The organism is Alteromonas sp. 4NS20-0143 (genome assembly GCF_057542855.1).
Map to the genome: position 1 here is coordinate 1 of NZ_BAAJLR010000013.1, position 15,085 is coordinate 15,085.

A 15,085-nucleotide genomic window follows, 5' to 3' on the forward strand; every position below is an offset into this window, starting at 1 on the left:
AACCGCATAAATAAATGGGGTCAGATCAACATTTATCCCCCAATTGCTTTCAACATAATAAAATCCAACGCTCACATAAGAGCAACTGAATCTAATTTTGGAAGCACATAATGATTAAGTGTTACTGTCGAAAAAATAAGTGGGGTCAGATCCCCATTATGTCTGCCATAACGCGCAAACCGGACTAAGCAACAAGGAATATGGACCTTACCCCCTTTATTTCTGCCCAAAAAATAAATGGGGTCAGAACAGCATTTATCTCCAATCTAAACAAACATAATCAAACTCAACGAACATAAAACAGGGTCAGAACCCAATATATTGTCGTCTTCAGTGTGAGTCTGGCTGTCAAACTCAAAAATAAACGAGGTCAGATCCCTATTTATTGTCATCCCCATTGCTTACAACAGATAAATGATCAAAGAATGTGGACCTGACCCCCTTTATTTTTTTGCGTAAAGATTTTCATACCTTATTTATGCAAAACCATTGTTGTAAATTATGTCTTTCAGTCAAATGGTGATATATAGACTATCATTAATATATTGTTCTCATATTTGGTAACTAAATGCGTAACTTTTGTGGTTCTATGTTGCTTTCTTTAATGATTTTTGCAGCCTTTTTGCCACTTTCGGTTTTTGCGCAGGAAGAAGTTAAAACCGTTACTCTGGGGATCGTAGTATTTCCTCCACTTGTGATAAAAGAAAGTGAAACTGGGCGGTGCTACGGTGAAGTGGTAGAGATGTCCTCTAAGCTTTTAAAGCAGCTTGGGTACAACATGAGTATTGAATGCATTCCCCCTATACGGCTTTTCGAAAGAGTGAAACAAGGCGAGATTGATTTAACAGTTAATGTAAAAGGAACCGCTGCACTCGACGATCATGCTACGTTTATTGATAAGCCCGTAACAAACCTAACGCTAATGAGAGTGACAAATAATGCTCGCTTAAATGAAAAATCCATAGCGGGTATAAGAGGATACGATTACGTAGGTGAGCGCATTCGTCTAGTTGAAGAAGGGTACGAATTTGTCGATATGCCCTCAAGTGTAGATTCCATCAAGTTTTTTCTCTTTGATAGAACAGCAAACCTTATAACCTACGAGCGACCTTTTTATTATTTTCTTGGCGACAATGAGCTCAATGACAGGACAAGTTCAATAACATTAAAAAAGAATATTCCCACATTCTTCGCAGTATCGTTACAAAGCAAATATAAAGATGATCTTCTAGAAAAACTTTCAGCCTACAGTGAGTCCTTCAAGGAAGGAACTATCTTAGAACATGCCACGAAACCCACACCACAGCTTTAAAATATTTAAGTCTGCGCAGTATTTTCGCGAGGGTGTTCACTCTCAAATAAAAAATATTAAAAAAAGTTAAAAATTTGTGAAAGCAAATTGTTAACACCTCGGTCTTATTTATTGAACGTCAACATTGTGGTTTAACAATAGAATAAATTTCCGAGGGCTAAAAATGAAGCAAATTAATAAAACATCAATAGCAACAGCGTTAGGTGCCGTAGTTATCGGTTCGTTAGCATCAAGTGTAGCGGTAGCAGATTCAAATCCATTCGGTATGCAATCTCTTGAGTCTGGTTATAGTCAATTTGCCGCAGAAGGAAAATGTGGCGAAGGCAAGTGCGGCGGCGATAAAGCAGCAAAAGAAGGCAAGTGCGGCGGCGATAAAGCAGCAAAAGAAGGCAAGTGCGGCGGCGACAAAGCTGCAAAAGAAGGCAAATGCGGCGGAGATAAAGCTGCAAAAGAAGGCAAATGCGGCGGCGATAAAGCAGCAAAAGAAGGCAAATGCGGCGGCGATAAAGCCGCAAAAGAAGGCAAGTGCGGCGGCGATAAGGCTGCAAAAGAAGGCAAGTGCGGTGGTGATAAAGCTGCAAAAGAAGGCAAGTGCGGTGGCGATAAAGCCGCAAAAGAAGGCAAATGCGGCGAAGGTAAATGCGGTAGCATGTAACTATTGCTTCCTATGATCCGTAAGATGGCCGTCAATTGATGGCCTTTTTTTTCAATGCTGTTCTTGGAGACTAAGAGTGAAAAATATCAAAGGTGCTGGTTTAGGCTTCAGACGTGAAATGCTTGATGATCTTTTCCCTATTCTTCCTAAAGAAGTCGACTTTTGGGAAGTGGCGCCAGAAAACTGGATCCCTCTTGGTGGCATCTATCAAAAACAATTTAACCAGGCCACTGCACAAGCACCATTTAGTACCCATGGACTGTCTCTTTCAATAGGTAGCGGTGATAAGCTTGATGTTGAATTTATAAAAACCGTAAAGCAGTTCTTAGATGCCAACAATATAGGCCTATACAGCGAGCATTTAAGCTATTGTTCTGGAAGCGGCCATATGTATGATTTGATGCCTATTCCATTTACTGAAGAGGCGGTTAAGCACGTTGTCTCTAGGATTAAGCAAGTACAGGACATTCTCGAGAGACCTCTCGTATTAGAAAATGTGTCTTACTATGTTGCGCCAGATCAGGATATCTCTGAACTTGAATTCACCAACGCTGTTTTATCTGAGTCTGGCTGCTCTATGTTGCTAGACGTTAACAATGTTTACGTAAACAGTATTAACCACAACTATTCTTCACATGAGTTTATTAAAGGGCTTCCGTCTCACAAAATAGTTTACGGCCACATTGCGGGGCATTACGACGAGGCTGCAGATTTAAAAGTGGACACACACGGAGCCGATGTTATTGAGCCAGTATGGAAACTATTAGACTATGCCTATAGCGTACATGGCGTTTACCCCACTTTGCTAGAGCGTGACTTCAACATTCCGTCTGTGGATAATTTACTCAACGAAGTGCGTAAAATTAAAGCAATACAGTCAAAACACGCGTCTACTGAAATGAACTCTTCAAGTTTGGGAGTTGCGTGATGGCTTCGTTACAACAAAGCCAGAGTGAATTTGTACAAGCGATAAAAGACCCTTCAACGCTTAACGCGAAAAATGATGATCACTTAAGACGGATGAAAATCTACCAGTCGCTATTTTTCAGCAACATAAATGGTTTCGTTAGCTCAGCACTTCCAGTTTTTAAATCTATTATCATTGCTCAACATGGCGAAAACCAATGGGAGCAAGTAATCCGTCAGTTCTTTATTGAACATCAATGCAGGTCTCCTTATTTTAACGACATCAGTAAAGAGTTTGTAGAATACTTAGCAACATCTCCCGCTTTGGGTTTTGAACTACCAGCGTTTTCTTGTGAGCTAGCCCATTATGAATGGCTAGAGCTAGAAGTGGCCACGCGTAAAAGCAGTGAGAGCATCTCGCTTTACTTATCAGGTGAGGATATTACCGAGGTAAAAATTTCACCATTCGCCACGTTAGCGTCATATTCCTATGCGGTGCACCTTATTGGTCCAGACCATTTGCCCGATAGCCCTATGGACATGCCCCAGTATTATGTCGTGTATCGAGATAAAGAATATCAAGTTCAATTTGTTCATTTAACTGCGATGACCGCCATGCTGGTACATACCGTAGAGGTAGCTGAAAAAGGCATTTCACTAGCGGTATTAGCTGACCAACTGATTGAGCAGGTGCCAAGTATTCCTCAGCCAACGCTCAAAGCGGGAATGGAACAAACGGTCGTCGATTTGCTGCAAAAAGGGATATTAATGCCGGTATAAGCCTGCAAAATCTCTAAATATAAACGGCACAGTGCTTAATTTTTTATCATTTGAAGTGTCTATTATTAACTTTACCTACCAACTGTATTTATTGTGAGCGTTTAACTATATTAGCGCTGTCAATCGGGCTTGCTTTCGATTAACATTTACGACCATTTTTTTGTTCACAATTATTGTTTAGGTAGTGCATATGGCTGACAATGAAGATTTTAAAGAAGTCTATAACAAATGGTACTTCTTAGGTTCATTAGTAACTTTACTCGCTTTTCCGTTGATGCATATCATCGCCGGTTGGTTCACGTTCTGGTTATAAAGCAGACATATAAGGTATTATCGTGACTGCAGAATATATAAAATCAGTAGTGAAAACCGTTCCTGACTATCCAAAGCCAGGTATATTATTTAGAGATGTAACTAGCGTTTTAGAAGATCACAAGGCGTTTAAAAGCTGTATCTCATTACTTGTTGAAAAGTATCAGGGCATGGGATTCACAAAGATCGCAGGCACTGAAGCTCGCGGCTTTTTGTTTGGCGCGCCTTTAGCAATTGAGATGGGTATCGGATTTATCCCAGTACGCAAACCTAACAAGCTGCCCAGAGAAGTTGTAAGTGAAAGCTACGAGCTAGAATATGGCACAGATACGCTACAAATCCATCGCGATGCAATTGTCCCTGGCGACAAGGTATTGTTGATTGATGACCTTCTTGCTACCGGCGGAACTATCGCTGCATCGGCGAAGCTCATTCGCTCATTGGGTGGTGAGTTAAACCACGCTGGGTTCGTTATTAATCTACCCGATTTAGGTGGTCATAAAAAATTGACCGAACTAAACATTGAAAGCTATTCAATTTGCGAGTTTGAAGGCGAGTAGTTAGCCATTCAAAAGGGCGCAAGAAAGCCACAATAAGGCGTGATTAAGCTTGATGAGGCATAACAAGGCGTGATGAGGCAAAGAGTACAATAATGAGTTATCAGGTATTAGCAAGGAAATGGCGACCAGGGAAGTTCGGTGAACTTGTCGGCCAAGAGCATGTGGTGTCAGCCATTTCAAATGCCTTAGATAACGATCGTTTGCATCACGCTTATCTGTTCACCGGCACACGAGGCGTTGGAAAAACGACAATAGCGCGTATTTTTTCTAAAAGCTTAAATTGTGAAGAAGGTCAGGGAGCCAATCCTTGCGGACAGTGCCATACGTGCAAAGAAATTGAGCAAGGAAATTACGTTGATTTGCTCGAGATTGATGCGGCATCAAGAACGAAAGTAGAAGATACGCGAGAGCTTCTGGACAATGTGCAGTACAAGCCAACTCGTGGCCGCTACAAGGTGTACCTCATAGATGAAGTACACATGCTCTCGAAACACAGTTTCAACGCGTTGTTAAAGACGCTGGAAGAGCCGCCTCCTCACGTAAAATTCCTGTTGGCGACCACCGATCCACAAAAGCTGCCCATCACCATTTTATCTCGCTGTCTTCAGTTTAATCTCAAGGCCATGTCGCGAGAGCAAATTGTTGGTCAACTTACCCATATTCTAGAGCAGGAGCAATTGAGCTTCGAGCCTCAAGCGCTGTCGCTGCTTGCAAGAGCCGCACAAGGCAGTATGCGTGATGCGCTCAGTTTAACTGACCAGGCCATTGCGCAGGGCGGAAACCAAGTAACTGCATCAGTAGTTACTGACATGCTTGGTTTAATGGACAAAAACCAGCTGCTCAAAATTATCAATGCAGTGGTTAATAAAACACCCAATGATGTGATTCAGTTGGTCAACGACTTGGCTGAGCAGGCGCCAGATTATGATAATGTTCATGGTGAATTGGCGAGCTTACTTCATCAGATAGCTTTGACACAATGGGTTCCGGAGGCATGTAAGCTAGAGACAACATCGGCAAAAGCGATATATCAACTCGCTAAAACCATCCCCGCTGAACAAGTACAGTTACTCTATCAAATCGCAATTCAGGGGAGAAAAGACTTACCTTTCGCAGCCGATGGTAAGAGCGCATTTGAAATGACATTAATGCGAATGATGTCGTTTGCACCTGCAACACCTCCTGATAATCGTACAGATACTATTGAGCGCGGAGGCAGTGAGCACAGCCTTCCCGTTAAGACCGCCTCTGAATCACAGACTGGTGATCCGGGAAACGTCGGTAAGCAAGAGGAAGCGCTTAAAAGCGAAACTCTTGCAGATGCCACACCACAAGCAGAAACAGCAGAGCCGCAAGTTCAAGGGAAACCCACTTTTAATACAGCATCTGAATCTGATGTACAGCCTGAGCCAGATATACAGCCTGAGCCAGATATACAGCCTGAGCCTGATATACAGCCTGTACCAGAGCTTTCAGAGGCGTCTCACTCAGCTTATCGCGGTAGTGATACGGATTCTGTTGAATTAGAGCCTTCAGCGGATCAAGTGCCATCAGCGGATAAAGAGCCTTCAGCGGATCAAGTGCCATCAGCGGATAAAGAGCCATCAGCGGATCAAGAGCCTTCAGCGGGACAAGCGCCTTCAGCGAATAAACAGCCTTCTGAAAATACAGAGCCTGAACGCACAGCTGATGCTGAGAATGTTGCGAACCACGCCAACACAGCAAACTTTGACTCTGATCCTCAACTGGGTGAATCCCAGCATAGTGATTCACAAAAAGCCGAATTAGAAAAAGCTGAATTACAACGGCAAGTATCTGAACAGCCGGAACCTGAGCAGCCACAGCAACACGCGCCGCAGCAGTCAGGCTCGAGTTCTGAAGCTTTGCATCCGCAAAGTGATTTGTCGCCATTTTCTGATAATGAGCCTCCGTTAGATGCCTACATGGATGATATGCCGCCTGCCAGTGATGAAGAGTACCCATCAGATATCGATAACGGTTTTTCTCACCACGCTGACAGCGAGCAAAGCGGATCGCAAGATACCATTCCAGATACTTTGCCAGAAGCTGCACAGCCGTCTCCAGAAGAACAGTTAAGTGCTACTGCAAGCATGCTCGCGCTTAGACAAAAAATGAAACAGCGCAAGGCACAAGATACAGAAGATAAAAAAGCGCAGGTATCTGCAGAAAGTCCTTCGCAGGACGCCGCTGATAGAATGTCTAACACTCTGCGTTCTCGATTCTCAAATGCTAACGCAACGCCATCAGGGCAGAATAACCAAGCGCAACCTTCGCAGCAGCATATTGAACAAGAGCAAACAGCCCCAAATTATCCTCAACCTCATTCTCAATATCAACGCGAATCTCAAATGTCAGAGGCTGAAGGCCGCGCTAAAGAAGTGGAACCTGGTTTATCAGGCTCAGCGAATACAGCCTCTGATAATACAACCTCGCTCAACACATCAGATTTTCAGCCTTCTGTTAACAGTAACGAGGGCGGCCAGGGCAATGCATTCGACGATGACGAGTTTTTCGACGCCGAATTTGAAGAAGATATGCCGTTTGCGAGTGACTCGCTGCCGGTTACGCCTGATTCGCAGAGCGCTTTATCGAACCAAGGCTCAGCACAACAAGACTCATTACAGCAAGCAGCACAACAAGACTCATCGCATGAAGCTTCATCGCAAGCAGCTTCATCACAAAAGAATGCTAACGAAAACTTTTCCACAGAAGACCATCCACCGTGGGACACTGCACAGAGCAACGGCTCTGTCGATTCAAATGGTACTGTGGCTTCTGCTGATACTGCGGCGAGGGACTCATTTCACAATGCAAATGCTGAGCAAGTACCTTTCCAGAGCGCTAATCAGCCTGTTGATTCCCAGCAGCGCAATTACGACCAAGGCGCTAGCTTCCAGTCCAATGCAGACTATTCGTCAAGCAATGCTGAGCGAAGCGATGCCTCAGGAGTCATTACCAACACCCCAAGTGGCAGTTTAAGTGCTTATCTCGAAGATGGAACTAAACTTACTCATGCTAGCCAAATAGATGAGTGGAGTAACTTAGTTGAGCAGATGCCAATTGCCGGATTACTAAAGCAACTGTTTCTTCATGCGTCTTTTTCTCGTGATAACGGTACTGTGTCACTTGAAATTGATAACAGTCAGTCTCATTTACTTAATGAGAGCGCGAAACAGCAATTGCTAGACACACTGCATCATGGTTTGGGAGAGAACGTAACGGTGAATATTACGTTAGGTAAACCAAATTCAACGCCATTTGCACTGCAGCAAGATATTCATGCAATGCGCCAGGCGCATGCATATTCAGTTGTACAAACTGATGAAAAGATTCAAGCGCTGCTATCAATTTTTGATGCCTCAGTGCTGACCGATTCGGTTAAAGCACGATAGCAGGTTAACTTAATACCAAACAAAGTGAGATAAAAATATGTTTAAAGGCGGTATGGGCAACATGATGAAACAGGCGCAGCAGATGCAAGATCGCATGCAGAAAGTGCAGGACGATCTCGCTAAGCTGGAAGTTACCGGTGAAGCCGGTGCAGGTATGGTTAAAGTTACCATGACCTGCAACCACAACGTACGCCGCGTTGACATCGACGACTCGCTAATGGACGACGATAAAGACATGATTGAAGACCTTGTTGCAGCAGCGTTTAACGACGCCGTCCGCCGAGTTCAAGAAACCAGCAAAGAAAAAATGGCTGATGTAACTGGCGGAATGTCACTTCCACCAGGTATGAAACTGCCGTTTTAAATAGGGCTAATCAAAGCTGGGCCTATTGAGGCAGGTTGCTATAAAAACTGAATTTGATAAATTTTAATTCAGATAAAGCACCCGCCCGATAACTCTATTAACCAAAAGCCTTGGATCATTCCAAGGCTTTTGCACATTCAGCGTTTGCTTTTTGTGACGCTACTTTCCTATAGTCCATGTCTTCCATAGCCTTTACATCACAACAACTGTATTCAACGTACTGAGCATCAAAATCCAACTCCAACTCTCCACCGTTCCTCTACGAATACGTTATAACTTGTCTCGGGTACTGCTCGCTGATAATGTATTAATTTGTTGATTAATAAAGATATGTTTATGAAATATGGAATGTTTGTACTTGTATTAGCAGCTTTTGTTGCGGGTTACTTTATCGGTCACGCTAGACCTTTTACAAATGCTGATACACCATCATCTTCACAGCTCGCGGATGGCAATTCATCATCTAATACGCCAGCGCTAAATACCCAATCGCTTAATGGTAAATCTGTTACTGACTCCGATACAAAATCAGGGAGCCCTCACAGCCTAATTAGCGATGCTCTAACAAGTGATAACCTAACAAGTGATAACCTAACTAGCGACAACCAAACTGACGGTAACCAACAGCAACTATTATCGCAAGATAACGTCGAAGAATCAGAACCCAGTGAACTCATCGTGAGTCAAAATAATGATACTCAACCAGATAACGCCCCATCTGATTCTAATACATCCGACCAACAAAGCGCTGTATCGTTTCCCGCTGCGCAGGAAGAGCTTGATGAATGGGTAGCTGCTCGAAAAGAGACCCTTCGACAGCAGCTCACCGATGCCATAGGCGAACAAGATGCCTCATGGATGTTTGATCAAGTGCTAAAAGATAATGAATTTCTCAACCAGCCAACAGCGACAAATGCATTTGATAACGATGTAGTGTCGCGATTTGAGATGGAACAAAAGCTAAAAGATTTTATAACCGCTAGAAGCAAAGACCCTCAACTTCAGATACTCAGTGTGAACTGTATTCAAGGACGTTGTGAAATTACGTTGGAGGGCAAAGACCAAACAGCAGCTATCTTCTTATTCTTTGATATTCAAAAAGATAAAACGTTGGGAGTAATCGAGTTAATGACCCCGACATTTTATGTGGAAGACGAGGAAAATTATTGGCTCTATAGAACCCTTACATACGGGGTAAATTAGCGTTCGCGCGATTATTGAGAAGCAATTGATTAAATCTGCTATAAACGGGGTTTCACCAGCTTTTACGCTGTTAATGCATTACAATAGCGAGAATTTTGGAGCCATTCACAATGGCATCTCGTATTATTACTATCTAATATCGCCTATTAGGGCGTGTTGAGCTTTATTCTGCACTTTGCAGCGTTTTGTGTGCTGTATAAATAAGGTCAACATGCCCTGACTATTTCTAGATAAAAAGGAACCCGTCTTGATCAGAAAAGGTTTGGTCACATCCACTCTCATTCTTATTCCTATTGCAATTGTATTAACTGTTTTCAGTATCTATTCCTTATTCAGTATAAAAACAGTCACCGTCGACCCGAAGCTAAGGGAGATATCGGGTATCGAGTTTGATAAAAAGCAGCGCCTTTGGGCGATTAACGACAGTGGCGATGGCCCCATTCTTTATATGCTAAATAAAGACGGTTCAATCGCTCGTGAAGTGACAGTGTCAAATGCTAAAAACGTCGATTGGGAGGACATGACGCAAAACCAGTTTGGTCATTTTTTCCTAGGCGATTTTGGCAATAACGACAACGATAGGCGTTGGCTTACTATTTATAAAATTGAAAATCCTATTGATATTAAAACCGACACCACGAAGGCTGAAATCATAAAGTTTACTTATCCTCAAATGGAAGAGGGCGAGATTAAACCAGAAGATAAAAACTATGATCTAGAGGCATTTGTTGAATTTAAGCGGCACCTTTATCTGTTTACCAAAAACAGAACTAAGCCCTTTGACGGTATTACCAAACTGTACAAAGTGGGCGATCACGCTGCTAATTTTGATGCTGAATTAATAGGCGAATTTAAAACCTGTACCACCCTAGAAAAGTTATGCTGGATAACCTCAGCGGCAATAAGCCCAAATAGAGAAAAGTTGGTTTTACTTGATTCAACCAGTTTATGGCTATTTGAAAATTTTGATGGCGATAATTTTTTCAGTGGTGAGGTATCACGCATAGACTTAGGCATTATCACGCAAAAAGAAGCGGTAACGTTTTACGATGACAACACGCTTGTATTTACCGATGAGGAATTCAAAGGCCTGGTAGGCGGAAATGTTTATGAAGTTAAACTCGACCAAGTAAAGCGTAACGTGATTAAATACCCTCAACAAAACGATAGCGAACGAACAGCGAAGTAGTCTCATTATGAAGTTCAGTCCCTTACTTGCAGAACTCATTCAGGCGCTAACGTGTCTGCCTGGTGTTGGTAACAAAAGCGCTCAGCGAATGGCGTTTCATTTACTCGAGCGAAACCGAAAAGGTGCCGTTGCCTTAAGCGATGTATTGCATAACGCAATGGAGCACATCCACCATTGTAAGCGCTGCAGAACCTTTACTGAAGATGAACTATGTGACATATGTCGCCACCCTGAGCGTGAGGCCAGCGGCCTTCTGTGTGTGGTGGAGAGCCCACAAGATGTATTGGCTATAGAGCAAACCATGAGCTTTAAGGGGCAGTATTTTGTTTTGATGGGGCACCTGTCACCTATTGATGGCGTGGGACCAGAAGAAATTGGTTTGAATGAACTGGAAGCACGGTTTGCTGCAGGGGGGATCACCGAGGTAATACTTGCGACCAATCCTACCGTAGAAGGTGAAGCCACTGCCCATTACATCGGTCAGTTGTGCGCGTCAAACGACATTGATGCCTCTCGTATTGCTCATGGCGTGCCGGTGGGCGGCGAATTAGAATACATTGATAACAACACATTAACCCACGCCTTCTCCGGGCGGCGTAAACTTTAGTGTGATAAAAAACAAATAAATTTTCTCTCTTGTAGTTGAAAAACACGCTTCGAGTCCACACCTGTCTATCAGTAACGTGATCCATTCAACGAGGAGATACTGGATTATGGCTGAAGCAGCCCATAAAGAAACCCACGGTTTTCAGACGGAAGTAAAACAACTTCTACATCTGATGATTCATTCTTTGTACTCAAACAAAGAAATCTTCTTACGCGAGTTAGTGTCTAACGCCGCTGACGCCGCAGATAAACTCCGTTTCCGCGCTTTGGAAAACGACGGTCTCTATGAAAACGATGGTGACTTGAGCGTTAAGCTAAGCGTAGACAGCGAAGCGAATACCATCACAATTGTCGACAACGGCATTGGTATGTCTCGAGATGAGGTAATCGCTAACCTTGGTACTATTGCTAAGTCTGGTACAAAGGACTTTTTCAGTAAGCTGTCTGGCGACAGTGCAAAAGACTCACAACTTATCGGTCAGTTTGGCGTAGGTTTCTACTCTGCGTTCATTGTGGCTGATAAAGTTACTGTTCGCTCTCGCGCCGCGGGTGCAGATGCATCAACGGGTGTTGAGTGGGTATCTGATGGTGGTGGCGAATTTACTATTGCCGACATTAACAAGCCAACTCGCGGTACCGAAATTACGCTTCACCTTCGTGAAGAAGAAAAAGAGTTCGCAGACACGTGGCGTCTTCGTTCAATCGTAAGTAAATATTCAGACCACATCAGCATTCCGGTGCATATGTGGAAAGACGAAGTACCTGAAAGCGAAGGACCTGACGGCGAGAAAATTGAAGCTCAGCCTGGTGAATGGGAAGCGGTTAACAAAGCAACTGCGTTGTGGACTCGTGAAAAGTCTGACATCAGCGACGACGAGTACAACGAGTTCTATAAGCATATCTCCCACGACTTTGCTGATCCACTATCGTGGGTACACAACAAAGTTGAAGGTAAAACAGAGTACACCAGCTTACTGTATATCCCTTCAAAAGCGCCGTTTGATATGTGGAATCGTGACCAGAATCACGGTTTGAAGCTGTACGTGCAACGTGTGTTCATCATGGACGACGCTGAACAGTTTATGCCTACGTACCTTCGTTTTGTGAAGGGGCTACTCGATAGCAACGACCTACCACTGAACGTGTCTCGCGAAATTCTTCAAGATAATAAAGTGACTCAAGCGCTGCGCCAAGGTTGTACTAAACGCGTGCTTCAGATGCTTGAAAGAATGGCTAAGAACGACTCAGACAAGTACCAGACTTTCTGGAATGAGTTCGGTAATGCGCTTAAAGAAGGTCCAGCTGAAGACTTTAGCAATCGCGAAAAAATTGCCGGCCTACTTCGTTTCTCATCAACTCACGGCGATTCTGATGCGCAAACCGTATCACTCGCCGACTACATTGAGCGCATGAAAGAAGGGCAAGACAAGATTTACTTCGTTACTGCAGATAGCTTGCAAGCGGCCAAATCGAGTCCTCACCTTGAGATATTCCGCAAGAAGGGTATTGAGGTATTGCTAATGGGCGAGCGCATTGACGAATGGTTAATGTCTCACCTGACTGAGTTTAACGAAAAACAGTTTGTTTCAATTGCGAAAGGTGACTTGGACTTAGGCGATTTGGAAGACGAAGAGTCTAAGAAAGCCCAAGAAGAAGCTGAGAAAGAAATTGAAGGCGTGCTAGAAAGAGCAAAAGCGGCGTTAGGCGAAAAAGTAGTAGATGTGAAATTTACCCATCGTTTAACCGACTCTCCTGCGTGCATCGTAGCCGATGACAACGGCATGACAACGCAGATGATGAAGTTAATGCAAGCTGCTGGGCAAAGTGTACCAGACGTTAAGTATCACTTTGAACTTAACCCTGAGCACAGCCTAGTTAAAAAGCTAGCCGATACTCAAGACGAAGAGTTGTTCAATGAATGGGTAGGGGTGTTATTCGACCAAGCTGCACTTTCAGAACAAGGCAGTCTTAAAGACCCTGCTACCTTCGTTCAAAACATGAATGCATTGTTGATGAAGCTGGCAAAATAAGCGGCTTCTAAACCACTGCAAACTTTAGAAAACGGGCTTTACGCCCGTTTTTTGTTTTTATGTCTTAAAATCGAGTATACCCCTAATAATATGCTATATTTTCAGGCCTTAAATACGCAGCCGACACTGCTATTACGTGTGGGGTATAAAGCGTGTAGACAATGGCCGTTATCGTCGCAGTTTATGCTTTGCTCACAAAGTGATTATAAGTTGAACGTATATTCGCCATTAGTCGTAAGATCGGCCTTGGGGTACTGCTTACACTTGTCACTAATGTATTGAATGTGTAAAGTGCCCGAAGTAAAAATTTTAAAAATCATAAGCGGAGAACGCACTCATGCGAATCATTCTTCTCGGCGCTCCTGGCGCGGGTAAGGGCACACAAGCTCAGTTTCTAATGGGCAAATACGGTATTCCACAAATTTCTACAGGCGATATGCTTCGCGCAGCAATAAAAGCTGGTACTGAACTTGGTTTAAAAGCCAAGCAGGTAATGGATGAAGGTAAGCTGGTTTCTGACGATATCATTATTGGTTTGGTGAAAGAGCGCATTGCAATGGATGATTGCAAAGACGGTTTCTTACTCGACGGCTTTCCTCGCACTATTCCGCAAGCGGATGCAATGAAAGAAGCCGGTGTTAAAGTAGACCACTGCATTGAATTTGATGTTGCAGATGACGTGATTGTTGAGCGCATGGGCGGAAGGCGAGTACACCCTGCATCTGGTCGTGTGTATCACGTAGTATACAATCCGCCTAAAGAAGCAGGCAAAGACGACGCCACTGGTGAAGACCTTATTGTCCGTGAAGATGATAAAGAAGACACTGTACGTAAGCGTTTAGCTATTTATCATGAGCAAACTAAGCCACTCGTTAACTACTACATGGCAGAAGCAGATGCTGGCAACTGCGAGTACCACAAACTCGACGGAAACCGCCCGGTTGATGACGTTAGCGCTGACCTTGAAAAGCGCTTGAGCTAACCAGCTCGTCACATTACAAGAGGCCGCATGAATGCGGCCTTTTTATTGTGCCCATTTTATTATGCCTTTAAAGTGGTAAGTTGGTGTGACTTGCGTGTGCTGCCCCCTCCTGAATTATAACTAAGAGAGATAACTAAGAGGGATAAAGCTAACAGGGATAGCGCCAAGAGGGCGAGTAATTAAAAGTGTCACTGAGAACGCTTACTAATAACGCATCACATTCAGCTATACGTTGTTAAAATCTCTATGCTACCTTAGACACATAAGTTGCAAAAACGGTTGCAAGAATAATTATAAAAATTGGAGTTGATAATGGTTTTACCAATTACGGCCTTTTACGCCAGCTTATTAGGTATATGCTACCTGTACCTATCGTTTCTTGTAATTGGCGCACGTCGTCGGCACAACGTAAGCTTAGGCGATGGCGGTCATGAAGATCTTGGGCGTTTAGCGCGAGCTCACGGCAACTTTAGTGAATACGTACCCATCACGCTAATTATGATCGCGTGTTTTGAAGCAAATACGGGTCAAGCATGGGCTGTGCATGCATTAGGGAGTGCTATCTTGTTTGGAAGGGTATTGCATGCCTACGGTCTAGGAAAACACGCAGGCGTTAGCTGGCAGCGTTTTGCAGGTATGATCCTCACCTTTCTCGCTATGTTAGTCACCGCCATTGGCAATTTAGCGTTAATTCACTTTGGGATGTAGTTACTGCCCAGTGAGCTTATGCTAGCTAAGCTTTTACTAACAAAGCGTCAACTACAAATAATGAG

General features: G+C 43.6%; 13 protein-coding genes. All 13 read left to right on the forward strand.

Annotated elements, in window-relative coordinates; all coding sequences use genetic code 11:
* Positions 1-568: 568 nt before the first annotated feature.
* The 13 genes from AC27HD_RS17780 (at position 569) to AC27HD_RS17840 (ending at position 15,020) form a co-directional block, all read left to right on the forward strand.
* On the forward strand, positions 569-1,312 hold the full coding sequence (locus AC27HD_RS17780; RefSeq protein WP_487107538.1) for a hypothetical protein: 744 nt from the start codon (positions 569-571) through the stop codon (positions 1,310-1,312).
* 163 nt (positions 1,313-1,475) lie between these two features.
* Entirely contained in the window at positions 1,476-1,967 is a 492-nt protein-coding gene (locus AC27HD_RS17785) for an HvfA family oxazolone/thioamide-modified RiPP metallophore (protein WP_269520845.1), read from the forward strand.
* Positions 1,968-2,043: 76 nt separating this feature from the next.
* Entirely contained in the window at positions 2,044-2,895 is an 852-nt protein-coding gene (locus AC27HD_RS17790) for an HvfB family MNIO-type RiPP peptide maturase (RefSeq protein WP_487107540.1), read from the forward strand.
* Positions 2,895-3,653, forward strand: a complete 759-nt coding sequence (locus tag AC27HD_RS17795; RefSeq protein WP_487107542.1) for an HvfC family RiPP maturation protein — start codon at positions 2,895-2,897, stop codon at positions 3,651-3,653. Before AC27HD_RS17790 ends, AC27HD_RS17795 begins: the two co-directional genes overlap by 1 nt.
* A 335-nt stretch (positions 3,654-3,988) precedes the next feature.
* Positions 3,989-4,525, forward strand: a complete 537-nt coding sequence (apt, locus tag AC27HD_RS17800) for an adenine phosphoribosyltransferase (protein WP_032095911.1) — start codon at positions 3,989-3,991, stop codon at positions 4,523-4,525.
* 92 nt (positions 4,526-4,617) lie between these two features.
* Entirely contained in the window at positions 4,618-7,938 is a 3,321-nt protein-coding gene (dnaX, locus tag AC27HD_RS17805; protein ID WP_487107544.1) for a DNA polymerase III subunit gamma/tau, read from the forward strand.
* Positions 7,939-7,975: 37 nt separating this feature from the next.
* Positions 7,976-8,302, forward strand: coding sequence for a YbaB/EbfC family nucleoid-associated protein (locus AC27HD_RS17810; RefSeq protein ID WP_032095913.1), 327 nt, complete (start codon positions 7,976-7,978; stop codon positions 8,300-8,302).
* 336 nt (positions 8,303-8,638) lie between these two features.
* Complete coding sequence (locus tag AC27HD_RS17815) at positions 8,639-9,505, forward strand: hypothetical protein (protein ID WP_487107546.1); 867 nt, start codon at positions 8,639-8,641, stop codon at positions 9,503-9,505.
* A 262-nt stretch (positions 9,506-9,767) separates the two neighbouring features.
* Positions 9,768-10,694 carry a hypothetical protein gene (locus AC27HD_RS17820; protein ID WP_420837618.1) on the forward strand — a complete coding sequence of 309 codons (927 nt, stop codon included), beginning with the start codon at positions 9,768-9,770 and terminating at the stop codon, positions 10,692-10,694.
* A 7-nt stretch (positions 10,695-10,701) separates the two neighbouring features.
* Positions 10,702-11,301 (forward strand): recombination mediator RecR, encoded by a 600-nt coding sequence (gene recR, locus AC27HD_RS17825; RefSeq protein ID WP_163107706.1) that lies wholly within the window; start codon positions 10,702-10,704, stop codon positions 11,299-11,301.
* A gap of 106 nt (positions 11,302-11,407) precedes the next feature.
* Positions 11,408-13,330, forward strand: a complete 1,923-nt coding sequence (htpG, locus tag AC27HD_RS17830) for a molecular chaperone HtpG (RefSeq protein ID WP_349378549.1) — start codon at positions 11,408-11,410, stop codon at positions 13,328-13,330.
* Between the two features lie 337 nt (positions 13,331-13,667).
* Complete coding sequence (gene adk, locus AC27HD_RS17835) at positions 13,668-14,312, forward strand: adenylate kinase (protein WP_032095918.1); 645 nt, start codon at positions 13,668-13,670, stop codon at positions 14,310-14,312.
* A 312-nt stretch (positions 14,313-14,624) separates the two neighbouring features.
* Positions 14,625-15,020, forward strand: coding sequence for an MAPEG family protein (locus AC27HD_RS17840; RefSeq protein WP_487107549.1), 396 nt, complete (start codon positions 14,625-14,627; stop codon positions 15,018-15,020).
* Positions 15,021-15,085 lie beyond the last annotated feature (65 nt).